The sequence below is a fragment of the Streptomyces sp. NBC_01446 genome (assembly GCF_026340095.1).
GTDB lineage: Bacteria > Actinomycetota > Actinomycetes > Streptomycetales > Streptomycetaceae > Streptomyces > Streptomyces aureus.
The window spans coordinates 1276478-1301182 of the sequence record NZ_JAPEPO010000001.1; the positions used below are offsets into that span (position 1 = coordinate 1276478).

17 protein-coding genes and 5 pseudogenes are annotated in these 24705 nt (G+C 68.9%); 16 read left to right on the plus strand and 6 right to left on the minus strand.

Annotated features, from left to right (window positions below):
• Positions 1 to 135: 135 nt before the first annotated feature.
• Positions 136 to 1508 (plus strand): annotated as a pseudogene (locus tag OG456_RS05665) (IS1380 family transposase).
• Positions 1509 to 2074: 566 nt separating this feature from the next.
• Here OG456_RS05665 and OG456_RS05670 read toward each other — a convergent pair.
• Both OG456_RS05670 and OG456_RS05675 read right to left on the minus strand, forming a co-directional pair.
• Positions 2075 to 3250, minus strand: a complete 1176-nt coding sequence (locus OG456_RS05670; protein ID WP_266557817.1) for an ISAs1 family transposase — start codon at positions 3248 to 3250, stop codon at positions 2075 to 2077.
• Between the two features lie 176 nt (positions 3251 to 3426).
• Entirely contained in the window at positions 3427 to 4815 is a 1389-nt protein-coding gene (locus OG456_RS05675) for an IS1380 family transposase (RefSeq protein ID WP_266557422.1), read from the minus strand.
• Between the two features lie 376 nt (positions 4816 to 5191).
• On the opposite strand from OG456_RS05675, the gene OG456_RS05680 reads away from it, so the two are divergent.
• The 7 genes and pseudogenes from OG456_RS05680 (at position 5192) to OG456_RS05710 (ending at position 11397) form a co-directional block, all read left to right on the plus strand.
• The gene (locus tag OG456_RS05680; RefSeq protein WP_266569072.1) at positions 5192 to 6325 is read left to right on the plus strand and encodes a C40 family peptidase; all 1134 of its coding nucleotides are present in this window, start codon (positions 5192 to 5194) and stop codon (positions 6323 to 6325) included.
• A gap of 83 nt (positions 6326 to 6408) precedes the next feature.
• Positions 6409 to 6708 carry a DUF6112 family protein gene (locus OG456_RS05685; protein WP_266557819.1) on the plus strand — a complete coding sequence of 100 codons (300 nt, stop codon included), beginning with the start codon at positions 6409 to 6411 and terminating at the stop codon, positions 6706 to 6708.
• A 95-nt stretch (positions 6709 to 6803) separates the two neighbouring features.
• Positions 6804 to 7394: a hypothetical protein gene (locus OG456_RS05690; protein ID WP_323136302.1), complete on the plus strand. Its 591-nt coding sequence runs from the start codon at positions 6804 to 6806 to the stop codon at positions 7392 to 7394.
• Positions 7395 to 7428: 34 nt separating this feature from the next.
• Positions 7429 to 8799, plus strand: coding sequence for an ATP-binding protein (locus OG456_RS05695; RefSeq protein WP_266557823.1), 1371 nt, complete (start codon positions 7429 to 7431; stop codon positions 8797 to 8799).
• A gap of 87 nt (positions 8800 to 8886) precedes the next feature.
• The gene (locus OG456_RS05700; protein WP_266557825.1) at positions 8887 to 10356 is read left to right on the plus strand and encodes an SCO6880 family protein; all 1470 of its coding nucleotides are present in this window, start codon (positions 8887 to 8889) and stop codon (positions 10354 to 10356) included.
• Positions 10357 to 10400: 44 nt separating this feature from the next.
• Positions 10401 to 10775: pseudogene (locus tag OG456_RS05705) on the plus strand (DUF6238 family protein); the annotation flags it as partial.
• A 64-nt stretch (positions 10776 to 10839) separates the two neighbouring features.
• Positions 10840 to 11397 carry a TetR/AcrR family transcriptional regulator gene (locus OG456_RS05710; RefSeq protein ID WP_266569074.1) on the plus strand — a complete coding sequence of 186 codons (558 nt, stop codon included), beginning with the start codon at positions 10840 to 10842 and terminating at the stop codon, positions 11395 to 11397.
• A gap of 388 nt (positions 11398 to 11785) precedes the next feature.
• Here OG456_RS05710 and OG456_RS05715 read toward each other — a convergent pair whose 3' ends face one another.
• Complete coding sequence (locus OG456_RS05715; protein WP_266557827.1) at positions 11786 to 12403, minus strand: TetR/AcrR family transcriptional regulator; 618 nt, start codon at positions 12401 to 12403, stop codon at positions 11786 to 11788.
• 197 nt (positions 12404 to 12600) lie between these two features.
• Here OG456_RS05715 and OG456_RS05720 point away from each other — a divergent pair.
• The 5 genes and pseudogenes from OG456_RS05720 to OG456_RS05745 form a co-directional block, all read left to right on the plus strand.
• Positions 12601 to 13790, plus strand: a pseudogene (locus OG456_RS05720) (family 1 glycosylhydrolase).
• A 118-nt stretch (positions 13791 to 13908) separates the two neighbouring features.
• On the plus strand, positions 13909 to 15219 hold the full coding sequence (locus tag OG456_RS05725; RefSeq protein WP_266557829.1) for an MFS transporter: 1311 nt from the start codon (positions 13909 to 13911) through the stop codon (positions 15217 to 15219).
• Positions 15220 to 15445: 226 nt separating this feature from the next.
• Positions 15446 to 15976, plus strand: a complete 531-nt coding sequence (locus tag OG456_RS05730) for an alpha-L-rhamnosidase N-terminal domain-containing protein (protein WP_266557831.1) — start codon at positions 15446 to 15448, stop codon at positions 15974 to 15976.
• Positions 15977 to 16173: 197 nt separating this feature from the next.
• A pseudogene (locus OG456_RS05735) lies at positions 16174 to 18396 on the plus strand (SDR family NAD(P)-dependent oxidoreductase).
• Positions 18397 to 18893: 497 nt separating this feature from the next.
• Positions 18894 to 19022, plus strand: a pseudogene (locus OG456_RS05745) (MBL fold metallo-hydrolase); the annotation flags it as partial.
• 441 nt (positions 19023 to 19463) lie between these two features.
• On the opposite strand, the gene OG456_RS05750 reads toward OG456_RS05745, so the two are convergent.
• The 3 genes from OG456_RS05750 to OG456_RS05760 are packed head-to-tail and all read right to left on the minus strand — an operon-like array spanning position 19464 to position 22139.
• On the minus strand, positions 19464 to 19883 hold the full coding sequence (locus OG456_RS05750; RefSeq protein WP_266557837.1) for a nuclear transport factor 2 family protein: 420 nt from the start codon (positions 19881 to 19883) through the stop codon (positions 19464 to 19466).
• Positions 19880 to 20842: a PDR/VanB family oxidoreductase gene (locus OG456_RS05755; RefSeq protein ID WP_266557839.1), complete on the minus strand. Its 963-nt coding sequence runs from the start codon at positions 20840 to 20842 to the stop codon at positions 19880 to 19882. The genes OG456_RS05750 and OG456_RS05755 overlap by 4 nt, the downstream gene beginning before the upstream one ends.
• Before the next feature lie 7 nt (positions 20843 to 20849).
• A complete protein-coding gene (locus OG456_RS05760; RefSeq protein WP_266557841.1) occupies positions 20850 to 22139 on the minus strand; it encodes a Rieske 2Fe-2S domain-containing protein in 1290 nt (429 codons plus the stop codon).
• Between OG456_RS05760 and OG456_RS05765 the strand changes: the two genes are divergently transcribed.
• Genes OG456_RS05765 through OG456_RS05775 form a run of 3 tightly spaced genes read left to right on the plus strand, consistent with a single transcriptional unit; the run spans position 22138 to position 24667 of the window.
• A complete protein-coding gene (locus OG456_RS05765; protein WP_266557843.1) occupies positions 22138 to 22479 on the plus strand; it encodes a hypothetical protein in 342 nt (113 codons plus the stop codon). The two genes, OG456_RS05760 and OG456_RS05765, sit on opposite strands and share 2 nt — an antisense overlap.
• Positions 22476 to 24248, plus strand: coding sequence for a GMC family oxidoreductase (locus OG456_RS05770; protein ID WP_266557844.1), 1773 nt, complete (start codon positions 22476 to 22478; stop codon positions 24246 to 24248). The genes OG456_RS05765 and OG456_RS05770 overlap by 4 nt, the downstream gene beginning before the upstream one ends.
• Complete coding sequence (locus tag OG456_RS05775; RefSeq protein ID WP_266557846.1) at positions 24245 to 24667, plus strand: heme-binding protein; 423 nt, start codon at positions 24245 to 24247, stop codon at positions 24665 to 24667. Before OG456_RS05770 ends, OG456_RS05775 begins: the two co-directional genes overlap by 4 nt.
• Positions 24668 to 24705 lie beyond the last annotated feature (38 nt).

Below are 24705 nucleotides of genomic sequence, written 5' to 3' on the forward strand. Positions count from 1 at the left end.
CGGGGTTCTCTAGCCTCGGGCTTTCACCACGAGTGGTGTCCGGTAGGCGACCGGGAATGCAGAAAGTGCTCCTGACCTGCAACGATAGGACTTGCTGAGGGTCCTGTACGTGGCGAGGAAAGAAGCACTTCCCAGGTGGAGGAGAGTATCGGGTCCTATGCGTCTGTCCGTGTCGGGGGCGGTGGCCGCTCGGTGGTCTCGCAGGCTGGGGCGGTGCTGCTGGTCGAGACGGTCCGCAAGTCCGGCCTGGACACCGCGATATCGACGGCGCTGGCGCCGTGGCGCAACCCGCGGGCCGTGCACGATCCGGGCAAGGTCTTGCTGGATGTCGCGCTCGCGACGGCTCTGGGCGGGCTGCCTGGCCGATGTCGCCGTGCTGCGGGCCGAGCAGGAAGTGTTCGGCCCGGTGGCCTCCGATCCGACTGTCTCCCGCCTCATCGACGCCCTGGCCGCGGCCGGACCGAGTGCTCTCACGGCGATCCGCACGGCACGAGCACAAGTACGGACTCGGGTCTGGGAGTTGGCCGGCGCCAACGCTCCGGCCGCTGACGGATCGGTGATCGTGGACATCGATGGGGTGCTTGTGCTCGCGCACTCCGAGAAGCAGGACGCCACCGCGACCTGGAAAAAGACCTTCGGCCACCATCCCCTCGTCGCGTTCGTCGACCACGGCCAGGACGGGTCCGGGGAGCCGGTTGCCGCGCTGCTGCGGCCCGGCAACGCGGGCTCCAACACCGCGAACGACCACATCGACACCACCCAGCTCGCCCTGGCCCAACTCCCCAAACACCTGCGGCGGGGACGGCAGACACTGATCCGCACCGACTCCGCCGGCGGCACCCCACGCTTTCCTCGACTGGCTCTCCAAGCCAGGCCGGTGGCTGTCGTATTCCGTCGGAATGACGATCACCGAGGCCATCCACCAAGCCGTCTTGAAGATCCCGAAGTAGGCGTGGACGCCGGCCTATGACGCGGGCGGCACCGAGCGGCCCGGCGCCTGGGTCACTGAGATCACCGACATGCCCGACCTCTCCGCCTGGCCCAAGGGGTTGCGGCTGATCGTGCGCATGGAACGGCCCTACCCCGGGGCCCAGTTGCGCTTCACCGACCTCGATGGACTGAGGCTGACCTGCTTCGCCACCAACACCAAGGGCGGCCAGCTCGCCGACCTCGAACTGCGTCACCGAAGGCGGGCCCGCTGCGAGGACCGGATCCGAAACGCCCGCGACACCGGCCTGCGCAACCTCCACGACTCCGCCCAGAACCGGATCTGGCTCGAGATCGTCTCCATCGCGCTCGACCTGCTGGCCTGGATGCCGATGCTCGCGCTCACCGGTGACACCCGCCGCTGGGAACCCAAACGACTCCGGCTCCACCTGTTCTCCGCCGCCGCCCGGCTCGTGAACACCGGCCGCCGTCGCTGGCTCCGCTTCACCGCCCGATGGCCCTGGACCGACACCATCACCCAGGCAATCGATCGGCTCCAGGCCCTGCCGAACCCCGGCTGACCAGCTACTTCGACCGTCCCAACAACCACACCACCCCGGAGAGTGGAACCCGGCGCCCACCCGACGCGACAGCCGGTCCCTCACCCTGCCCCACCACCGGAAAACCGTCACCCCACAAAGGCAGAGCCCCCGTCAGCGAACCGACGAGGACTCATGAACGATCGAGGTTAACGCCCTAAAGTCGCCCGGCGACTGCGCGGGACGCTCAGGTTCGGGGTCGTTTGGTGCGGCCGGAATTCGTCCCTACAGTCCAGCCATGTTCGACGGACGGAGCCCGGCTCCGCGCCTGTTGAGCTGTGCCGATACGCGTTTCCGCATCCAGACGGCGACGCCCTGGCACTCACCGAACAGGCTGCGAATTGGGCAGGAGCGATTCTCTGTGCGGCGTCTGAGATTACTAAGCCCGGATCCACCGCCTTGATTGTGGTGTGATCGGTTCGGGGTCGTGCAGGGTGTGTCGGGGCTGAGTTGCGGATTCGGGCGTGGGGTGACCGCTGGTCTGCCCAGCCTTTCCACTTTTCCGCAAGTCTCGGGCCCTTTCGGGCGGGTCGGTCAGCAGGGCTTGATCAAGTTCCGTTGAGGTCGGGCTTGTAGGTGATGCCCAGGATGGGGAGGGCTCGTTCGGGTTGGTCGCGGATGGCGCGAGTGGTCTTGGCGATGTTGGTCGCTCCGAGGGCTTTGAGGGCTCCGATTGCGAGGTTGCGGAGGGCGGCCATGACGCGGGGTGCGTTGCCGGCGTGGACGGTGGAGGCGTCTTCGGCGAAGGTACGGTCGCGGATGTGGTGCTGGGCTTCCACGATCCAGTGTCCGCGCAGGTGGGAGGCGAGTTCGGCCGGTTTCGCCTGGTGGGCGTCGAGGCTGGTGACCGCGTAGACGGTCTCGCGGGTTTCCTTACTGCCGGTTGCTTTGCGGCGGCGGTGGACGCGGAGGGCGAGCTTCGCGTGGGGGAAGGCGATGCCGCCGAGGTTGTCGGCAATGGCGAGAGTCTTGACCGAGCGGAACTCGCGACGGCCGTGTCCCTTGTTCGAGGCGGTGTGCTGGATGGCCACCGCGTGCCAGTCCAGACCGTCCAGCTGGGCCCAGGCGGTGGGCTGATTGGGCTTGATCACGGCCACGTAATGCGCCTTCTTGGTCTCCACCAGCCAGGCGACATTGGCCTTCACGGAGTGCAGCGCGTCGAAGGTGACCACGTCTGCGTCCAGGTCGAGCGGTGCAAGCAGGGGCTGGAAGTGCCGTGTCTCGTTGGTCTTGGACCCGACCTCGGCCTGGGCGAGGGTGACCGGGCGGCCATGGGTGACGGCGGACAGCAGGTGGCGGCGGGGCCGGCTCAGACGGGCGGAGCCGCGCAGTGCCTTGCCGTCCACAGCGATCACCCGTCGTCTGCCCGGGGCTGCGGCGGTATGGCGGTGAGCCAGCCAGGCTCCGACGGCCGCATCGAGTGCGTCGGCGTCGAGGCGCTCGAGGACCCTCCCGATCGCCGATCTGGACGGTGCATGCCGCCAGTGCAGCAGGTGACGGCGCACGTCGAGCGCGGCGAGGAGCCCGGCGTCGGCACGGGCGCCCCACTCGGCGAGCTCGTCGATGGTCCGGGCTCCTGAGACCGCGGCGGCCGCGCAGACCAGCAGGATTGAGGCCAACGAGTACCAACGGCCCCGCCGGGAGCGAGGATCGGGCACCGCCTCCAGGAAGAACCGCAGGTCAGCCACGTCGTCCGGGTTGAGCGGACCCAACTTGGTCAACACGGCAGGGATCGGGGAAGATGAGACAGCGGACACGGTAACCCTCTTGATCACTCGGCTTAGACACCTGAATGATCACGGATTCCGTGTCCGCTCTGTCATCCACCCCAACCCGCGGCATCCTCACGCCAGTTGGGCGAACCCGGGAACTTGCGCAAGCCCTGGTCGGTCAGGGAGTGTCAGAGGGCTGGTGGCGCGTGCACGATGCTGAAGAGCTGAATGAAGTCCGTGCTCCAGGGCCAGCGTTCGGGCAGGTGCAGGGTGAGGCGGCGGGCCGAGCGGGCCAGGCGGGCGGGCACGTTGATCAGGTGGTCACGGATGGTGGCGGTGGTCGCTCTGGCATGGAACGTTCCGGCCAGGGCGCCGGCGGCGCGGGTCAGGTTGTGCGCCAGGGCTGCCAGAGCGAGCCATGCGGCATTGGCCTGGAAATGGCCGGACGGCGCGTGAGCGAAGGCGCTGTTCTTGACATCCGCGATCACCTGCTCGACGACAGCGTGCCGACGGTGATCGGCTTCGGCGTCCTTCAGGGAGAGCGGGGAGTCGGTGAACGCGGCGTGGTAGCGCCAGGTGTCGAAGAGCGTGCCCTGCCCGGCGGGAACGGCGCCAGAGTCCAGGCGCTTGACTCGGCGCACGATCAGACGGGCGGTGACCTGTTGCTTCTTCGGCTTGGAAGTGAAGGCGGTGTAGCCGGTCTCGGCTATCTCGGCGTCGGAGATCCAGCACTGGCCCTCCTCGTCCCAGACCGCCTTGGGGTACTTGATCGGCGTCCAGGTGCCCTCGTCGATGCGGGCGATGACGGCCTTGACGGAGGCGTTCATCCGCACGGTGATGGAGAAACGCGCGTCGAGCGCCCGGCAGGAGTTCACGACGTCGGCGCCGTAGAACGCGGAGTCCGCCCGCATCACCATGAGGCCACTGGCGCCGCAGGCGCGGGCGGTGCGGATGGTCTCGGCGACGAACGCTGCCGCCCCGCGCGCGGAGTTCGAGGGTCCCTTGCGCAGCCTGGTGGCGGCGATCACCGGGGCGGCCAGGGGTGTGGAGACGATGCCGAGCAGCGCGTTCAGGCCCTTGACCTTGCTGTATCCGTAACCGGCGCCCTGCTTGGCGTAGCCGTAGGTGCGGCGGATGGTGTCATCGATGTCCACGTAGGCGACCTGGTCCGCGCCGGGCAGCAGCGGGGCGTGACGGGCCAGTTCAGGAAGGAACCGGCGGGCCACAGCGTGCAGTTGCTTCACATGCCCGTGCGTGAAGGAACGCAGAAACGACCCCAGCGTGGACGGGGCCCGCACACCGGAGAACAGGCGGCCCATCGCGCCGTGCCGTAGCCGGTGCATGTCATCGATGCTGTCGGCGCCCGCGATCATGCCGCCCACCAGCGACATCACTTTCGCCGTGGGGAAGGCACCGGTGCCGTCCTTCGAGGCCGGCAGACGGATGTACTCCCCGACCAGTGCGGGCAGACCGCACCGCTCGGCCAACCGCACCACCGGCTCCAGCCCGCCGTACGCGATCAGGTTCGGGTCATCGAACGCGGATGAGACCGCCGCTGCGGCATGGGAAGATTGCATCTCGGAAGTGCCTTGCTGATCGTGCCTGATGTGGTCCTAGAGAAACCCCATCATCGCAGGTCACAAGGCACTTCTTCATTCCCCGAAAAACTGCCCACAGACATCAAGCCGGTGGATCCGGGCTAAGGCGGCTGGCTGCCGCTCTTCTTAAAGGGCACCCAGGGGAAGGGAGTTATCTGCTGCCGACCCCCTGGTCCCCTTCTTTTCACGAGTCCCTTTATTCCTGCCCGGCGCGGCGTTGGTGACCTTTCCGACAAGAAGCCAGTGTCGTGCCGCCTACGCGTAAGGAGCTGCTGATGCAGCATGCCCAGGCACGCCCCTCTCCGGGACCCTGCGCTCCGGTCCACCACTCGACGTACAGCCTGCGACCGTGAAGATGGCCGCAGGCATAGTCGGGGTGGTGGCACTCGGTCCGCTGCTGTTGATCGCGCCGATCACTGTTGTCGCAGCTAGTGCTGCTGACCCTCAGGCCACCTGCTCCGATGGCGGTACACAGGCTGGGGATTCCCTGGCGGTCGCCAAGCAGGTGAAATCAATCCTCAAGGGCGGCGGCGAGGGGGCCATTTCGGTTGCAGGCCCGGCCGATCCCACGGTGCAGATCCCGAGTGCCAAGACGATCCAGGCCACGGGCGTCGCCATGAAGGTGCCGGGGCGGGGGCAGATCGTTGCCCTGGCCACGGCCCTGCAGGAGTCGGGGCTGCGGAACTTGGACTACGGCGACCGGGATTCGCTCGGTCTCTTCCAGCAGCGTCCCAGTCATGGCTGGGGGACGGCCGCTCAGGTCCGTGATCCGGTGCAGGCCTCGACGAAGTTCTACGAGGAATTGCTCAGCATCTCGGGCTGGCAGTCCATGACCGTCACGCAGGCCGCGCAGGCGGTTCAGCAGAGCGGCTCACCCGACGCATACGCTAGGTGGCTTCCCTTGGCCACAGCTCTGCAGAAGGCCATCGCCAAGTCGCTGTCCAAGGAGTCGACGTCCGTCAAGAGTGGTTCCAAGGACACCCAGGACGGGGGGTCGGATTCTGTGCCTGCCGGGTGCGGAACCGGCAACGACGGGGCCGCGTTCGGTCCGATCCCCGCTGGCTCCGTCCCCAAGGGCTACAAGATCCCGACCGACGCTCCGAAGTCCGTGCGCACGGCTATCCGTTGGGCGCTCGGCCAGCTCGGCACTCCGTATCAGTGGGGTGGCGAGTGTTCGGATCCGCACGGTCAGGATCCGATGGGCCGCTGCGATTGCTCGTCCCTGATGCAGGCGTCATACAGGGCTGGCGGAGTCTCGATCTCTCGGACCACGTACACGCAGGTCAAGGAGGGCAGGGCGGTTGGCGTGGATGCCCTCAAGCCGGGAGATCTCCTCTTCACCCGCGGCACCGCTGAAGTCCCGGAACACGTCGGGATGTTCATCGGTGAGGGCTTGATCCTTCAGGCTCCGCACACCGGCGACGTGGTCAAGATCTCGACCGTCACTGATTGGCGACCGAACGTGGTGGCCGCCCGCCGGATCGTCTGACCGGCCGCCTCCCCCTCTCCTCTCGCTCCACCCTCTCCGGGCTCTCGCGCGCCCAAAACCGTACTGGAGTACCAGTGAAGCTCATGCAGCATGCCCAAATCCTGGCGTACAACCCCGGCGTCAGCCCGAGGGAGGGCGGCCTGCCCGGACTCGATGTCCTGAAGAAGGTCATTGGCAGCATCAACCTGTTCGGCATCATCGCCGTAGTGGGCGCGCTCGCGATCTCGGCGATCGTCTGGGCCTGGGGCCACCACAGCGGCGGCCACCAGGCGGAGGCCAACGGGAAGAAGGGCACCGTCGTCGCGGCCGGCTGCGCGCTGCTGCTCGGAGCGGCCAACGGCATCGTGGCGTTCTTCTCGGCGATGGGGACGCAGGTCCACTGATGCCGAAGAAGCCATTTCCCTCCTCTGGCGAGCGAACGCATCAGGCTCCGGCCTCGGTTCTGCGCCACGCTGCGATCGGAGGTGTCGTCCTCGCTGTGCTGCTGGCAGTCGCCGGGCTCCTCGCTTACGTCACACGTCCGGAAAGCCCCGCTTCGGCCAAGGTCACCCAGGCTCCGTCATCCTCCTCGACGTCGGCCTCCGCGTCCGCCGCTCCGCACGCAGATTCGGCGGTCGCCGCACCGCCGAAGACCAGCGATCCGATCGTCTTCGCCAAGGCCGCCACCAAGGTCCTGTGGACGTACGACACCCGATCTTCCTCCCAGGCCGAGCACCTGGCCGGCCTCAAAGAGTGGATGACCAGCGAGAAGAAGTACGCGGACTGGACGTCCGTCACGGACCAGGTACCCAGCCTCGTGCTGTGGTCACGGATGCACGACAACCAGCAGCACGCGAGCGCCACCGTCGGCGAGGGCCACTTCCCGCAGGCGTTCAAGTCGGCCCTGGCTCAGGATCCCGGCGCGATCACCGAGGCGTACGTCTACGCCGTCACGGTCACCGGCAAGCAGTCCATCACTTGGAAGGGCTCAGGCGCCGGGGCCGAGTCCCGCTCGATAACGCTCGCCGTCCAGTGCCGGCCGCACCGGAACTGTGCTCTGGTCGGGGTCCTGCCGAGCGTCGCGCCGTGACCCACCCCCACAACTCTCGAAACGAGGTGGCCTGATGGGGGCTTGCGACCTTCCTCTGATGAACACGGTGTGCGCCACCGTGGACGGTGTCGTCGGCGCGACCGGCGAGGCGGTCACGGACGGAATCGGTGCCTGGATCGCCAAGTCGATGGGTGAGATGGCACAGGCAGCGGCTGATCTGGCGTCGAAGGCCGTCGATCAGACGACGGGCATTGATCTGAACGCCGAGTGGTTCCGCAGCAACTACGAACTGATCCTGCCTATCGGCCTGATCCTGGCCGTGGGGACGTTCTGTCTGCAACTCACCCGCGCCGCCTGGCGACGGGACGAGCGAGCCCTCGGCCAGGCGGTTTACGGCACCGTGGCCGGAATCCTGTTCGCCTTCGCTGCCATCGCCTGCACCACCGTCGCGATCACCGTGGTCGACGCGCTCAGTGCAGGGCTGTTCAAGGCTGCCAACAGTTCGGTGGACGATGCGGTGCGCCGCGTCATCAAGGTCAACGAACTGGGGCCGATGTACGGCCTAGGCTGGGCCATCCCCTCTCTGATGGCACTCGGCTGCGCGGTGGGCGCCTTCCTTTACTGGGCCGTCATGGTGGCCCGCAAGGTCGGCATCCTGGTGCTCGTCACACTGGCCGTGTTCGCCGGGGCCGGCGGCGGCTGGGAGGTCGCCAAGCGGTGGCGGCGTGGCTGGATCGAGGCCACCAGTACCCTGATCGTCTCCAAGCTCCTGATGACGATCGTGTTCCTGCTGGGCGTCTCGGCCATGGGCAAGTCCGACGCCAACGACGGGCTCAGCGCCCTGTCCGATGCACTCGCGGGCATCGTCGTGATGGTCCTCGTCATGCTCTGCCCATATGCGACCTACAAGTTCGTGCACTGGGCAGCCGACGGCGGTGGCCATGACGACATGCACCGCTCCGGTATCGCCGGCATGGCGGTGGCCGCTGGCGCGGCCAAGACCGCAGGTCAGCTCACCATGCAGGCCGGTATGGGGATGCGTGCTCCGCAGGGTCCGGCGAAGGTGCCGGGCCAGGGACCGGATGGTGTTGCCTCCGGGATCGATCCGACCGGCGGCTCTGGCGGAGATGAGAAGCCGAACCAGGCCCACTTCCGCTTCGGCGAGGCCCCGAACGCCTCCGGCGACAAGGGCCGGGCGCTGATCCGCCGCCCTCCCACGGACGGCGACCGGGGAGTACCTCTCATCCAGCGCCCCGGCCAGGGTTCCGCGAGCGACTCGGCTCCAGTGGCCTCGGCGCCAACACCACAGGGTGCCTCCGTCGCCCCGCCGCGGGTCGCGCACCAGGATCCGCCGGCGCCACAACGAGGCGGACCTGCGCCGCAAGGCGGTGCCACCCCGCAACGGTGGGTCTATCCCGCGCCGCCGGGTGATTCGGGCCCATAGCCCGTAGCTGATGGGGCGGCCGCAGGCCCAGCCCAGCCGCCCGCCCCTCCCCCTTCCTTCGCCTCACGTTCCAAGGACGGCTTCGCCATGCACTCCGACTCTCCTCACCCCGGCAGTCAGGTCACCGTGAAGTTCCCACACCGCTCACGCCGTGGCGTGCTGCTCGGCCTCTCGGCCCCGCAGCTGATCCTCGTCGCGGTCACCGGCCTGCTCCTGCTCGCGGTGCTGCTCTCAGCTGGCGTGACCGGGGCGCTCAAGCTCATACCGCTGTGGGCTCTGGCACTCGCGGCAGTCTTCATGCGCCACCGTGGGCGCTCGCTCGCCGACTGGGCGCCGATCGTGGTCCGTTACGCGCTGCGTCGCTTCCAGGGCCAGTTGATCTGGCTCACCCGGCCCTCGACCCGGCCACAGCGCGAGGGCCTGCTCCACCTTCCCGGAACGGCTGCATCGCTGCGCGTGGCCACCGCTCCGGACGGCCGCTTCGGCGCAGTGCACGACCCGCACGAGGGCACCCTCACCGCCGTGGTCAAGGTCTCCTCCCGCGCCTTCGCCCTGCTAGACCCAGCCACCCAGACCAGCAACGTATCCGGCTGGGGCCGCACGCTCGCCGCACTCGCGCGCACCGGGCACATCGCCCGCGTCCAGGTCCTGGAACGCACCGTCCCCGACTCCGGTGACGCGCTGAACCGTTACTGGAATCAGCACGGCGATGCGCAGTCGCCGCTGGCCGGACCCATCTACCGTGACTTGCTGAGCGCCGCTGGTCCGGCCGCCGCCCCGCACGAGGCATACGTAGCCCTGGCCCTCGACCTCAAGGCGGCCCGCCGCCTGATCAACCAGGCCGGCGGCGGTCTCACCGGCGGCTTCGCCGTCCTGGCCCAGCTCACCTCCACCTTCGACCAGGCCGCTCGCAACTCCGGCCTCATGCCGAGCAATTGGCTGCACGCGACCCAGATCGCCGCCGTGATCCGCACCGCGTATGACCCCAAGGTGTCGGCCGCCCTCGACCAGTGGTCCGCCTCGGGACGCCCGCAAGCCGACCCGGCTGCCGCTGGTCCCGTCGTCCTGGTCGAGAAGGCCGACCGGATCCACACCGACTCGGCCCACCACGCCACATTCTGGATCGAGAACTGGCCGCGCATCGAGACGTCGCCCGGCTTCCTTCACCAGCTCCTGTTCACCTCCGGCGTGCGCCGCACCCTGTCGCTGACGTATGAGCCCAAGGGACTGGACTCCGCACTCAAGGACGTACAGCGCAAGAAGGCCACCGTGATCGCGGACGCCGCCGAGCGAGCCCGCAAGGGGCAGGTCGATTCCGAGGAGGACTCGGTCGAGTACGCCGACATCAAGCAGCGCGAACGCCAGCTCATCGCCGGGCACGCTGATGTCGCCCTCACCGGCCTGCTCACCGTCAGCGCCGACAGCGACGAACAGCTCAACGCCGCCTGCGCCGCGATCGAGACCGCCGCCGTCGCCGCGCTCATCGATCTGCGCCCGCTGACCTGGCAGCAGGCCGAAGCCTTCACCAACGCCGCCCTGCCACTCGCCCGCCCGTAGCGCACCCCAGCACCACCGACCGCGCTCAACCGAAGGGCACCATCATGCCGACCGAGCCCTTGCCCGAACTGGCGGAGGACTTCGTCCCGTTCGCCACCGCCGCGCTCGACTTCCACCAGGCCATCAACATGCCCGTCGCCCCGGTAGCTGCCAGTCGCACCGAACTGGACGCCTTGCACGCCCACCTTGTGGCCCTGTACGGGCTGCTCGACGCGCACGCCGTGCGCACCGCCGCGGTCGACGATGCCGAGGGCGATCACCTCAGGGCCTGTCGGATCCGGCTGTGGCAAGCAGCCGAACACCTCCACGCAGCCTTCCACGCGGCGCCGCATCCAGGCGCCGGCCGCCACCCCACCCGCGAGGCGTGCCGGGACCGGCTGCCCGAGGGCGCGCCCGAACTCACCGTGTGCCAGCGCCATCTGGCGGCCTCCGCCCGAGTTCGCCCGCGGCCCGTACGCCAAGACGGCGGCGCGGCGGGCGGCGATCGTCCGGTCGGCGCGCGACAGCTTCGCCGAGAACGGGTTCACGAAGGCGTCGCTCCGGGACATCGCCGTGCGGGCCGGCATCACCCATGCCGGACTGCTGCACCACTTCAGCAGCAAGGACGAGCTCCTCGCGGCCGTACTCGCCGAGCGCGACGAGGCGGAGTGGCAGCTCGGCCTGGCCAAGGTCGCGGACATGGGCGAGCTGGCACCGTTCATCGGCGAGTTGCTGCGCCACCATCAGAAGGCCCCCGAGCTGATGCGCCTGTGGATCGAGCTCGCCGCGGCCGCCTCACGCCCGGAGCATCCGGCGCACACCTATTTCGTCCAGCGCTACGGCAAGAGCCGTGAGAACTTCGCCCTCGGCATGCGGGACATGTCCGAGCGCGGCGAGTTGCACGAGGGCCTCGATCCCGGCCACGCGGCCACACTCCTCCAGGCCGTGTTGAACGGACTGCAGCTTCAGTGGCTGCTCGACCAGGATCTCGACATCGTCGGCCCGATGCTGGCCTTCATGCACCTGGTGTTCCCCCAAGAAGCGGAGGAGGACAAGGCGTGACCCCTGGCCCCCCTTGCGCAGCTGGTCGGCATTGGCTGCTGGCACGTCGAGCCCGTTCACCCTCGGCTTGTGGAATACGCCGTCCGACGAACTCGTCTGCTCCGCACGGTCGTTGCGCACCGGCCTGACGCGATCGGCGTCGGAGTGACCTCGGTTCACATCGCGGTGTCGGCCGGCGGTCAGGCGTCTGTGGTCGAGACTGGCCGGACCCTCGGCACGGATACCGCGTTCGTGGCGATCCCGCTGCTCGTGCAGGACTTCGGCGGCCGGGCAGGATCCGCCTCGGCTTTTACAACCATCACTTCGAGTGGGTTCGATCCGACTGCCGGACGGATCCCCCACCTTCGACGTCCTGTGGGCGCAGGGGGCGAACTCACCGCGCTCTGCCTCAGTCGTTCTCCTCAGCCGACTCGGGTCCGATCACCGCCCGCATGAAAATCTCCAGCAGGCGCAGTGCGTCCTGGGACGGGTCGAGGAGGGTCTGGATCCGCAGCCCGTCCATCATCGCGAGCACCATGACCACCTTCTCGTCGGCGGTTACCTCGGGGCTGTCGTACGCCGTGCGCAGACTGCTGGTCCGGAACCGCGTACGCATCCGCTCACGCCGCTTGGCGAAGAAGTCGTGCGCCGGATGGTCCGGACTGGTCGCGGCAACGGCCAGCGCCATCCAGTTGCGCTGGTAGGCGGGATCGGCGAACTCGTCGGCGAGGACCGCACTGAGCACCGCGGGCCCTGCCGTGCCCAAGGCAATGATCCGGGCGGCCTGTTCCTCCTCGTCCGCCTCGCGCAGCGCTAGAGCAGCGAGAAGAAGTTCCTCCTTGCCGGAGAAGTGACGCAGCAGCGCGGCGTGCGTGACCCCGGCGCGGGCCGCGATGTCGCGCAGTGAGGCCCGCTCGAAGCCGTGCTCGGCGAAGCCCGCCAGGGCAGCCCGGACGATCTCGAGCCGCCGGGCCGGCGTGGTGGCGTACTGCCCCCGGCGGCGGGTGCCGGTGGTCGACGAACTCATGGTGCCTCCTGCGCCGTTTACCCGTGACACCAGATACGTACCAGGGTCTTGCCCCCTGCCGCTGCCCAGGAGTTAAATCTCGATCGAAAAGTAGCCAGGGTGGTTACATTCCATCTGTGCCCGCTCAGCACGGGATCCCGGCGTATCCCGACCGCCCCTCCCCGTCTTCTCTCTTCTCCTTTCTCAAGGACCACTTCATGGACAAGCCGGCGTTTCTCTGGGGCGCCTCGACCGCGCCGCACCAGATCGAGGCAACAACGTCACGAGCGACTGGTGGGCCCGCGAGGGCCAGATGCCCGGCATGGAGCGCAGCGGCGACGCCGTCGACAGCTACCACCGCTACGAGGAGGACATGCGCCTCCTCGCGGACGCAGGCCTCGACGCGTACCGCTTCGGCATCGAGTGGGCCCGTGTGGAGCCGATTCCCGGACACTTCTCACGGGCCGAACTCGCGCACTACCGGCGCATGATCGACACCGCGCTCCGCCTCGGCCTCATCCCTGTCATCACCTTGCACCACTTCACGAATCCGCAGTGGTTCGCCGAGGAGGGCGGATGGCTCGGAGAGAGGGCCGTCGACCGGTTCGTCTCCTATGTGGAAGAGGTCACCGGCATCCTCGGCGACGTGCCGTACGTCGTCACCATGAACGAGCCCAACATGCTGGCGATGATGCTCACCATCGAACGCCGGATGCGGGAGCGCCCCGCCGACAGCTGGCACAGCCCGACCGTGGACAACGACCCACGCCCCACCCTGCCCGCGCCGGACCCCGAGATCGGTGCCGTGCTCGTCAAAGCCCACCACGCCGTCCGCGACATCGTGCGCGCCCGCACCGGCGCCGCGGTCGGCTGGACGGTGGCCAACCGTGCCTTCGTCGCCCGGCCGGGAGCCGAGGAGAAGCTACGCGAGCTGGAGCACATCTGGGAGGACCTGTACCTGGAGGCGGCATGCGGCGACGACTTCGTGGGCGTCCAGTCATACTCCAGCCAGTGGGTCGGCGAGGACGGCATCGAGCCCCACCCGCCGCACCCCGACAACACCCTGGTCGGCACCGCGTACCGGCCCGACGCGCTCGGCATGGCGGTCCGCCACACCTGGGACGTCACGGGCGGCGTCCCGGTCCTCGTCACCGAGAACGGCATCGCGACCGCGGACGACGAGCGCCGCATCGCCTACACCGACGAGGCGCTGCGCCACCTGTTCGCGGCGGCCGACGAGGGCATCGACGTACGCGGATATCTGCACTGGAGTGCCCTCGACAACTACGAGTGGGGGCACTGGGAGCCGACGTTCGGCCTGATCGCCGTCGACCGCGAGACCTTCGTACGCACCCCGAAGCCCAGCCTGGCGTGGCTCGGCGAGGTCGCACGCCGCGGCCGCCCCTGACGCATCGACTGCCCGGGCGACGCGCCGTGAGCGCCCCACAGTTCATGCATCCGACGCACCCCACTTCCCGCACGTCCCACCCCACACACTCTCGTGCCCCTTTGACAACGGAGTCACCGTGAAGGACGAGACACCCCTGTCCGGCAGCCGCGCCGGCCCGGCCACGGCCCTCGAGCCGCCCCCCTCCGCCGCCGGACCCCGCCGGGTCTCGGCCGGTTACCTGTTCTGGATGGTCGCCGCCAACTTCGGCGTCTCCATGGCCTATGTCCTCCCCCTGACGTACACCCTGACCCTGCGCATCGACCAGCTGGCGCCGGGCCGGGAGGAGGTGCTCGGATACGTCACCGGCATCGCCCAGGTCGTCTACCTCGTCGCGAGCCCCCTGCTCGGCATCTGGAGCGACCGGACCTGCAGCCCTCTCGGCCGCCGACAGCCGTTCCTGGTCGGCGGCAGCGTCCTCGGCCTCGTGGCCCTCACCTCCATTTCCCTGGCCCCGAGCCTGTTCCTCATCGAGGTCGGCTGGATCGTCGCGATGTTGGGCTGGGCGACCGCTTCCCAGGCGATCCTCACCCTCCAGGCCGACCGGGTTCCCGAGGAGCAGCGCGGCAAAGTCTCCGGACTCACCGCCGCCACCGGGCAGATCAGCCCCGTGATCGGCATCGCCGTCGCCGCGGTTCTGCCGGGCACCCTCCTCGTCTTCGTCGTGCCCGGTGTGCTGGGTCTGGCCCTCGCGATGACGTTTGCGGTGCGCGGCCCCGAACCCGACTCCCGTACCACGATCACGGCAGCGGAGCCGGTGTCGCTCAAGAAGATCCTGGCGAGCTATGTCTTCAACCCGCGCAGGCACCCCGACTTCGGGTGGAACTGGCTCGGCAGGTTCGTCTTCTTCATGGGCCTGTACTTCAACACCACCTTCAGCACCTTCTTCTACTCGCAGCGGCTCGACCTGCCGGTGAAGGATGTGGCGGGGGCGGTCGCGACGGCCGGCATGGTGGGCATCGTCGCGGCGATGGCCGGGGCGGTCGGCGGCGGGTTCCTCTCCGACAGGCTGGCCCGCAGACGGCTGTTCACGATGATCGGCGCGGTGTTGTTCACCTGCGGCGCGGTCGTGGAGGCGTTCGCTTACTCCTTCCCTATGCTGGTCGTCGGCTCGGTGCTGATGCAGCTGGCCATCGCCGCGTTCTCGTCGGTCGACCAGGCGATCGCCATGGCGGTCCTCCCGGACCGCGGCGAAGCCGGCCGCTACATGGCGGCGGTCGCCTTCTCGCAGAAGATTCCGAGCGCCCTGGCCCCGTTGATCGCTCCCGTGATCATCGCCCTGAGCACCTCCGGTGACACCAAGAACTACACCGCGCTCTATCTCACCGGCGCCGTCTTCGCCCTGATCGTCGGCCTGTTGATCGTGACGCGCGTGCGGTCGGTTCGCTGAGTCAGACACCCCAGCATCCTCATGAAACGCTTCGGAGATCGACGACCATGTACGCAGCTCCCCCGGAGAACCTGGCCAGGGACGGGTCGGCCGTCCGCGGCCCCAGGCCCACCGGGCGACCATAGACGGCGCCGCCGTGCCTCCGGTCGAAGTCACCTCGCCACGCCACCTGTTCGTGTCGTGGCCGTGTCCCCCGCTCGCCAGCAGGAACCAGGTCGGCTGGCAGGTGCTTACGCGTGCGGGCGACACCCTGTCACCGTGGTCGGCGGCCCAGACCTTCGAGGTCGGGCTGCTCGCACCCGACTTGACGTCCTCCCGCTGGATCTCCCCGCCTGAGGCGACACCCGGTTCCGTGCACGCGCTGGTCTGCTCCTTCGAACTCGAAGCCGAGGACCGGCCGTGGACGAGAGCGCGCCTGTACGCCACCGCTCTCGGCGTATACGAGGTGTTCCTCAACGGCCACCGGGTCGGCGACATCGAACTCGCACCTGGTTCCACCTCGTACGCCACGACCCTCCACGCCCAGGCCTACGACATCGCCGAGCAGCTGCGTCAGGGGACCAACACTCTGGAGATCGTGCTCTCGGACGGCTGGTACCGGGGCAAGGCCGGGGCCTGGCGCAGACCTGCGCGCTGGGGCTCCCGGACGGCCGCACGTCTGGAGGTGCACGTCGAGTTCGAGGACGGCACATGGTGGACGTTCGGCACCGGATCGACATGGACATCACGGCCGAGCACGGTCGTTCGGGCCATCTGATGGACGGCCAGACGAGCGACTTCCGTGCACTTGCCGGCCCGCCAACCCCAGCTCTTCCAGCGGTTGTTGAGCCCCCCTCCATCGATTGGTCGCCAGCCCCGCCTGTACGCCGCATCGAGAGCATCGCACCGGTCGGTGTGACGCAGCTGCCGGATGGCGCGTGCGTCGTCGACTTCGGGCAGAACGCGTCGGGCCGAGTGCGCCTGACGGACCTCGGCCCGGCAGGCGCCCGCACAGTCATCGACCATGGTGAACACGTCGACGCAAGTGGTGACTTGACGACACACCACCCGTACAGCTCGCGTCCGGGCGAGCCCACGACGCCGTTCCTGCAGCGCGACGAGGTGGTCTCCGACGGGCTGGCGGACGCCGCCTTCGAGCCGCGCCACACAGTCCATGGGTTCCGCAATGTCAAAGTCCAGCGCAACGGGCTTGATGCCGAATCCCTCGCCCACGCGATCTCGATGCAGGTCGTCCACTCCGACCTGCGCCCCACCGGCACCTTCGCCTGCAGCGACCCCGACCTGACACGCCTGCACTATGTGGCGCGTTGGAGCTTCCGATCCAACGCCGTCGACGTGCCGACCGACTGCCCCACTCGTGAGCGGCTCGGCTGGACCGGCGACTATCAGGTCTTCGTCTCGACCGCCGTACGCCTCTTCGACGTCGACGGGTTCTCCCGCAAGTGGCTGCGTTCCGTACGCGATGACCAGCTGCCCGACGGGCGGATCGTGAATTCCTCGCCCGACCCGAACCACCTCAAGCAGCACCCGGACCTCCTGGCCGACCACATCACCGGGTCGGCCGGCTGGGGCGACACCATCGTGCACGTCCCATGGGTGCTCTACGAGTCGTACGGCGACGACGTGGCCCTCGGCGAGAACTGGGACGCGATGGTGAAATGGGTGGAGTTCGCACTCGACGCCGCCCGCACCAAACGTCATCCGTCCCGCGCAGTAAGCGCTGAAGTCCCACTGCCGCACGAGCAGTTCGTGTGGGACGGGACGTTCCACTGGGGCGAGTGGTGCGAGCCGAAACGGCGCGCGGAGGACGGCACACTCATCGATCCAGTCGCGGCCGACCCCACGGGGTGGTTCACGGCCGACAAGGGCGAGGTCGGGACCGCGTATCTCTACCGCCCCGTCCACACACTGGCCGCGGTCGCCACAGTGCTCGGCAAGCATGAAATGGCCTATAGGTACGGCGAGCTGGCCGGGCGCATCCAGGAGGCCTGGCAGACCGAGTTCCTCGACACCGAAGGCTGCAGCACAGCCGGGACACAGGCCTCGTACGTACGAGCGCTCGCCTTCGGCCTCGTACCGGATCACCTCCGGGACGCCGCGGCCGGACGTCTGGCCGCGCTGGTACGCGCGTCGGGTAACTACCTCAGCACCGGCTTCCTGTCCACGGCCGACCTGTTGCCGGTGCTCGCCGACCATGGCCACAGCGATGTCGCGTACGCCGTATTGGCGCAGCGCACCTCACCGTCCTGGCTCGGCATGCTCGACCGGGGCGCGACCACGATCTGGGAGGACTGGGACGGTGTCGACGCCGACGGCCTCGCCACCGCCTCCCTGAACCACTACAGCAAGGGCGCCGTCGTCCGGTTCCTGCACACCCACACGCTCGGCCTGGGGCAGGCGGCCGGATCGGTCGCCTGGGAGTCGTTCGCCGTGGCGCCCGTTCCGAGCGCCGGGCTGACCTGGGCGTCCGGTTCGTTTGACGGCCCGAAGGGCGTCATCACCGTGAAGTGGGCCGTCCGCGACGGCACGTTCCGCCTCGACGTGGACGTGCCCGCCGGTTCGACGGCGACCCTCGTCCTGCCGGACGGCACCCGTGTCGCCGCCGGTGCCCCGTACACGCCCAGTGCGCACATCCCGAATCCGCCATCGACCAGAAGTACGTGCCCCATGCCTGATGTCTCCGCCTCCGGCCTCTCCGAACTGATCAGCCTGCGCGAGCGCCGCGCCGTCGTCACCGGTGGCGGCCGCGGCCTCGGCAGGGCGATCGCCGCCCGGCTCGCCGAAGCAGGTGCCCGGCTGCTCGTCGCCGACATCGACGCCGAGCTCGCCAAGGCCACGGCCGCCGAACTCGCCGACCGCCACGGCACCGATGTCGTCGGCGTCGAGATGGACGTGACCGACTCCGACGACGTACGCGAAACCGCAGACCTCGCTGATGCCCGCTGGGGTGGGCTCGACGCCTGGGTCAACAACGCGGGCGTCTTCCCGAGCGTGTCGATCGCGGACCTGGACGACGCAACGTGAGACCAGGTGTTCGCGGTCAACGCGCGCGGCACCCTGGCCGGCACCCGCGAGGCCGCCCGGATCATGCGCGACGGCGGCGTCATCGTGAATGTCTGCTCCACCGCGGGCTTCGAAGCACGACTTGACACTCAGATCCGGAACCGCAGGCAGTAGCCCCCGCGACGACTGACGGACTGGCGCCGTCGCGCTCGGCGACGTACCGAAAGAGGGCAAGCTACCCTTCGGGGAGTTTGTCGTAGGGGAGGTGGCTCTCGATGTTCCGCTCGACGCAGCGGTTCAGCGTCGGCAGGCACGCCGCGAGGCCTGCGGCCTTGCGGTAGACGCTCTGCTGAGCTCAGCTGTTCTGAGGCACATCGGAGAATTGCGTATGCCAGCGCACCTATGTCGCCGCAGCCATTCTCGATCCGACGTATACCGCTGCCCTGCCCCCGCTACATCGATTACGCGACGACCACAGGTCCTGACCGTCGCTCCAGGGGGCCGATGGTGACGGCGTGAGGGCACGGAACGGCGAGTCGGTGCTGGCCAGGGCCGTGCGGATCTTCGAGGCGTTCGCGCCCGACGGGCCGTCCCTGACCGTCTCGGAGATCTCGCGGCGCACGGGGCTACCTCTCCGGCCTGCGTCGCATCAGCGTGGCGGGGACCGAGCACACGCCCCTCACACACCAGGGGCCCTCTCGCTGCACGATCCGGATCTTGGCAGCGTCTTCACCGACGACACATTGACCGTCGGCTGCCCCGGCGCCACAGACAGGTCGTTCTCTCACTTCCCGACGATCAACCACGTCGAGGCCACACACCGGTATGTGCACATGGCCGACGAGGACCCCGGGTGGGCCAACGCTCTGACACGCGAAGACCCCGCCATGGCCCCGCCGGCCGAGGACGAGCGGGCTGTCGAGCTGCTGAACACCGTCGAGGAACTGCGCGCCCGACAGGCACGAGGTGAGATCCGCCCGGACATCGATGTCGGGGCGCTGTCCCTGGTGTTCTTCGCCGCGTCGATAGCCCCGGTGGTGCTGCCTTGGATCGCGCGCGAATTCACTCAACAGGACCCCACGTCACAGGAGTTCGTCGACGACTACGCCGATCAGCTCGCCCGCATCGTGGCCGCGCTCGACAACGTAGCAGGGGACGAGGCGCCGGCTGCCGAACCGCCCGGGGAGAGTGGCAGCTGACGGCGGACGGGCCTCGTCCCCCACGAAGGTGGATGCAGATGCTCAGCCCGGAGGGAGGCGCCGGGCCATCTGCATGTGGGCCAGCTTCCAGCCGCCCTCGTCGGCCGCCACCCACACGCGCGTGACGGCGGCCTGGATGACGAACGGGGCTAGCTCGGGCACGAACGCGACCTGCATTTCCTGCAGGCAGCTGACCACGGCCGTGGCGCCGAAGTGGCGGACGGTCTCGTCGTAGGTTTTCACCTGGCCGGTGTGACCCCGCTGTGCCGCGTACCGCAGGAAGGTGTCGACTCCGTGCTGGTGTCCGACTGCGGCGTGGACGACGATGCAGTCGGGATGCATCAGCGCACGGAGTCGTTCCTCCAGGTCCGGGGCTGTCTGTGCCGCGAGCCAGGCCCGTTCGGCTTCCTCGATCGTGGCAGGGCCGGAGCGCGGTGTCGCCGACGTGGAGGGGGCGGTCATAGTTCCAGCTCCAGAACGGGTGAGAGGGATCGGGACGAGCAGGGGGTGTACATGCCCTGGGCGCGTTCGTCGTCGGTCAGGACGTCGTCGCGGTGGTCGGGTTCACCGGAGAGGACCCGGACGATGCACTCGCCGCAGATGCCCTGCCCGCACGAGTACGGGGCATCGACCCCGTTGGCGTGCAGGACGTCCAGGACGCTCTGGTCCTCGGGAACGGCGTATTCCGTCCCCGTCGAGCTGAGCTTGACGGTGAATGCGCCGGCGTCGCTCGCACTCGGCTCCGCGGTGGCTGCCGAGGCGCTGAAGCGCTCCTTGTGCAGGGCCGCGGCCGGCCATCCCCACTCGACGGCCTGGCCCAGCACGTGGTCCATGAAGCCGCCGGGGCCGCACACATAGACCGCCGTTTCCGGATCAGGTCCCCCCACGTCACGTGCCATGTCGAGGCGCTGCTGCACTGTTTGGTCGTCGAAGTGGAGGGTGACCCGTGGGTGGTTCTCCAGATCCGCGGCGAAGGCCGCCTCGCCACGGCTGCGCGCGCAGTAGTGCAGGTGGTAGTCGCCGCCTGTGTCATCCAGCGCCTGCGCCATCGACAGCAGTGGCGTGACGCCGATGCCGCCGGCGAGGAGGATGTGCCGGCGTGCGGCGGTCAGGCCGAAGCGGTTGCGCGGGGCCGCGATGCGCAGGCGGTCGCCTTCGGCGAGTCCGTGCATCGCGCGTGAACCTCCGCGTGAGGCGGGGTCGTTGAGAACAGCGATGCGGTATTGCTTGCGTACGCCGGGCGGTCCACACAGCGAGTACTGCCGGACGAGCTGTAGCTCACCGACCTGTACGTCGATGTGAGCGCCGGGCTCGTAACCCCACAGCTCCTCGCCGTCGGTCCGGGCGAGGTCGAAGACCGCGATCCGTGGCGTGGCGTCGTGGCGCGCCACGACGACCACCTCCGTCCAGGTGGTGCTCACGTCGGGCTCACGCTCCCGCGCCGGCGGCCGCAGGGCCGTCGCCCTGCGATGCCACCCGCGTGAAGACGCCGGCCTCCACATGTCGTACGGGCTCATCGGGCGCGGCGACGCCCAGCGGGACACGGCCTCCCTCGACATCGTCCATCATCGTGCGCAGCATGCGGCGGAGCATGACGACGCCACGGTCGGACGGGGCGAGGGTCTCCTCGGAGTGCTGGGTGATGTCGCCCTGGGAGCGCTGGGCCTCGTAGTCACCGGGGAAGCGCTGCTTCTCGTCCTCGGCCATCTCCCAGTTGTCCTTGCCGTTCTGCTTGATGCCGAAGGCGAAGGTCGCGATACGGGTGGCGTCGGCACTGCGTGCGCAGAAGAAGAGCCGGTTGTGGGTGTCGTCTACGGGGACCACCCAGATCAGCAGATCGTGCCGGGCGTCGGGCGTCACATTGACGAAGTCGGGCAGGGCGATGATGTTCGGCAGCTGGAGCTCCACCGACCAGTCGACATCGACGAGCGCACTGTCGGCACCTGTCTTGTCCTGGTAGCGCTGGAAGTACTTCATGCCGAGGTCGGTGCGGTGGTACGTGACGCGTTCCGCGACCGTGCGCGGGTCGTAGTAGTCCTCCGGAAAACCGGTGGTCCCGGTGCCCTGGAACTGGAAGCCACTGTGCTGCGAGTGAAGCCACGACGCGTGCACGGGGTCGACGGCGTTCTCGTAGAACTGGAGCCAGTTGAAGTCCTGCTCGAGGCCGGTCACTTCGGCGCCGGGCACCGGCCAGGTGGCGTGGTAGCTGTCCCCCTCTTCCAGCGGTTCGAAGCAGTCCCAGCGCGGCAGCGGGGGCTTGTGCTCGGGCGGGCCCATGTAGACGAAGACCAGGCCGTACCGCTCCTCCACCGGGTACCAGGGCTGGCGCGCGAGGTTGCGGCGGCGGCCACCGTCCAGTTCACACGCCTGATCCAGGCAGTGGCCCTGCACGTCGAACTTCCAGCCGTGATAGCAGCAGCGGATCCCGTCCTCCTCGACCCGCCCGTAGAACAGGCTGCTGCCGCGGTGCGCACATCGCTCATAAACCACCCCGGGACGGCCATGCCCGTCACGGAAAGCGATCAGGTCCTCACCCAGAACCCGGGTGCGGTGCGGTACATCGCTGGTGAGGGCGTCGGAGCTGGCCACCGGGTGCCAGTAGCGGCGTAGCGCCTCGCCCATCGGCGTTCCAGGGCCGACTTCGGTGAGACGTGCGTCGTGGGAAGTGGGCTTTCGGCCGTAGCCGGTTCCCGTGTCGGTCACGGTGGCGTCGGTCATGGTGATCGATCTCCTCGGCATTGAGGCAGTGGGGGCGGACAGGCAGGGCGACGGACGAGGTGAGCGGCGGCGGCGAGCCGCCATCGAGGATCTTGCGGCGTCGCATAAGGCAGCCGTGCTGGAGCACGTCGGCCTGGCCGACGCATCTCGTGAAAGTGGGGTGGCTCTTGGCCACCTATTGCCGTTGTACGACTCTGATGAAATCCTGTCAATGGCTCTGACCAGCTTTGATGAATTACTTGCAGCCCCTGACGAAGATGCCCGAAGTCTTGCTACGTTGCCATTGCGCCGAGACAGCGGGCCGTTTCAGGCCCCTGTTCTCGCGCGATCCGCCCCGTGAACGCCCCACGCGAGCGCCGCCACTCCCCGCCTGCCGCCCGCCCCGCCGCGTTCATTTCCCTGGCCGAAGGAGACGACGATGTCTGGACCTTCCGCATGACCGCCGCAGACGTCACCGAGTACGACTACATCGTCGTCGGTGCCGGTTCTGCCGGCTGTGTGCTCGCCGCGCGCCTGTCCGCCGACGGCGGCGCGCGCGTACTGCTCATCGAGGCGGGACCACCCGCCGATCGCAACCTACTGGTCCAACTCCCCATGGGCGTAGGGCTGTTGTCGGGCCGAAAGGACATCAGCTGGGGCTACGAATCCGAGCCCGAACCGGGCCTGGGCGGGAGAAGCATCCCGGTCCCCCGCGGCCGTCTGGTGGGCGGCACTGGTTCCATCAACGGCTCGACCCATGTGCGCGCCCACCGGCTCGACTACGACGACTGGGTCAAGAGCGGCGCCACGGGATGGGGCTGGGACGACCTGCTTCCGTACTTCCGGCGCTCGGAGCGGAGCTGGCGTGGTGACACCGACCATCACGGTGGCTACGGCCCTGTCACCGTGTCGACCACCGAGGGGCGTGGCCCCTTCGGCCGTCGGCTGGACCGCGCGGCCCGCTCGTTCGGTATCGAGTTCCCGGAGGACACGCAGAGCGGTGACCCCACCGGAGCCGGGCAGAACGAGACCGCCCTCCGCCGAGGGCGGCGCCACAGCACCGCGGCCGCCTACTTGCGCCCCGCGCTGCGGCGTCGCCCCAACCTGACACTGCTCACCGGCGTCCTCGTGGACAAGGTCGTGCTGGACAAGGGACGCGCCAGCGGCGTTCGCGTCGTAGAGCGGGGCCATGGCCGCGTGATCCTGGCGCGCCGCGAGGTGCTCCTGTGCGGTGGAACCTACAACTCGCCACAGCTGCTGATGCGCTCCGGCATCGGGCCCGCGGAGCACCTGCACGACCTCGGTGTCGAGCCGGTGGTGGACCTGCCCGGCGTGGGAGCGAATCTGCAGGAGCACCCGGCGGCGCCCGTCCTGTTCGAGGTCAAGGGACCCGTCACGGTCCACGAGCACCTGCGCCTGGACCGCCTGGCGGTGGGCGGTCTGCGCTGGCTGCTCAACGGGAGCGGCCCGCTGGGCGGAATGCCGGAGTTCCTGTCCGCGTACATCCGCACCCGCCCCGGACTCGACCGCCCCGACGCGTTCCTCGGCATCCTGGCCGGCGGCTTCGACGCCCGCCCGTGGCTCCCCGGCATCAAGCCGCTGCGCGCCCGCAACTGCGTGGCTCTCAACGCGGTCGCTACCCCGCGCAGCCGGGGCGAGGTGCGCCTGCGCTCCACCGATCCGACGGACTCACCGCGCATCACGTTCAACCTCCTCACCGAGCCGGAGGACGTCGCCGCACTGCGCGAGACCGTGCGGACCACGCTCGCCATCCTGCGCAGCCCCGAGGTCGCCCCGATGATCAACAAGGTGCTCTCTCCCGGCCCCGACGTACGCAGCGACGAGGACTTCGAGCGCTATGTGCGCGAGACCGGCTACTCCGCCAACCACGCCTGCGGCACCTGCGCGATCGGCACCTCTGAGGACGCCGTCGTCGACCCGGATCTGCGCGTGCGCGGGGTGGAGGGGCTACGTGTCGTGGACGCCTCGGTGCTGCCCAGCGTGCCGGGCGCGAACATCAACGCCACCGTCATCGCCGTCGCCGAGAAGGCCTCGGATCTGATCCGTGGGATCCCGGTGGCCGGCGCCGGCGCCAACGTCACTCCGCTCCGTGAAAGGAACGCACGATGAGGGAGCCCCTGACGTACGCCATCGCGCGCACGGCCGCCGACGCCGCACTCCACGCCGCTCGGGCCGAGGGCGCACACGTATGTGTCGTCGTAGTCAACCGCAGCGGCATCACCAAGGTGCAGCTCAGCGATGACGGAGTCGGCCTGATCGGTGTCGAGACCGCGCGCCGCAAGGCGTACACCGCCGCCGTCACCGGGATGCCCACCGCGCGCTTCGCCGCTTTCGCCGCGTCGTCGGCCATGGCGGCCGCACCCGTGCACCTTGTCGACGCCCAACTCCTCCCCGTCATCGGCGGGTTGCCCATCACCGCGGACGACGGCGAGGTGATCGGCGCCGTCGGAGTCGGCGGAGCCGACGGCGAGACCGATGAACGGCTCGCCGGCCGCGCCCTGGAGGCGCTCAAGGACCTGCTCGCCTGAGCCACCGCGCCCAACACACCACAGACCACCGGATCCAA

Coding starts and splice junctions, on each gene's coding strand:
- OG456_RS05715 (WP_266557827.1), bottom strand. CDS start 12,403: ATGAGTTCGTCGACCACCGGCACCCGCCGCCGGGGGCAGTACGCCACC.
- OG456_RS05685 (WP_266557819.1), top strand. CDS start 6,409: ATGCAGCATGCCCAAATCCTGGCGTACAACCCCGGCGTCAGCCCGAGG.
- OG456_RS05675 (WP_266557422.1), bottom strand. CDS start 4,815: ATGCAATCTTCCCATGCCGCAGCGGCGGTCTCATCCGCGTTCGATGAC.
- OG456_RS05765 (WP_266557843.1), top strand. CDS start 22,138: ATGGTGATCGATCTCCTCGGCATTGAGGCAGTGGGGGCGGACAGGCAG.
- OG456_RS05680 (WP_266569072.1), top strand. CDS start 5,192: ATGGCCGCAGGCATAGTCGGGGTGGTGGCACTCGGTCCGCTGCTGTTG.
- OG456_RS05750 (WP_266557837.1), bottom strand. CDS start 19,883: ATGACCGCCCCCTCCACGTCGGCGACACCGCGCTCCGGCCCTGCCACG.
- OG456_RS05775 (WP_266557846.1), top strand. CDS start 24,245: ATGAGGGAGCCCCTGACGTACGCCATCGCGCGCACGGCCGCCGACGCC.
- OG456_RS05760 (WP_266557841.1), bottom strand. CDS start 22,139: ATGACCGACGCCACCGTGACCGACACGGGAACCGGCTACGGCCGAAAG.
- OG456_RS05695 (WP_266557823.1), top strand. CDS start 7,429: ATGGGGGCTTGCGACCTTCCTCTGATGAACACGGTGTGCGCCACCGTG.
- OG456_RS05700 (WP_266557825.1), top strand. CDS start 8,887: ATGCACTCCGACTCTCCTCACCCCGGCAGTCAGGTCACCGTGAAGTTC.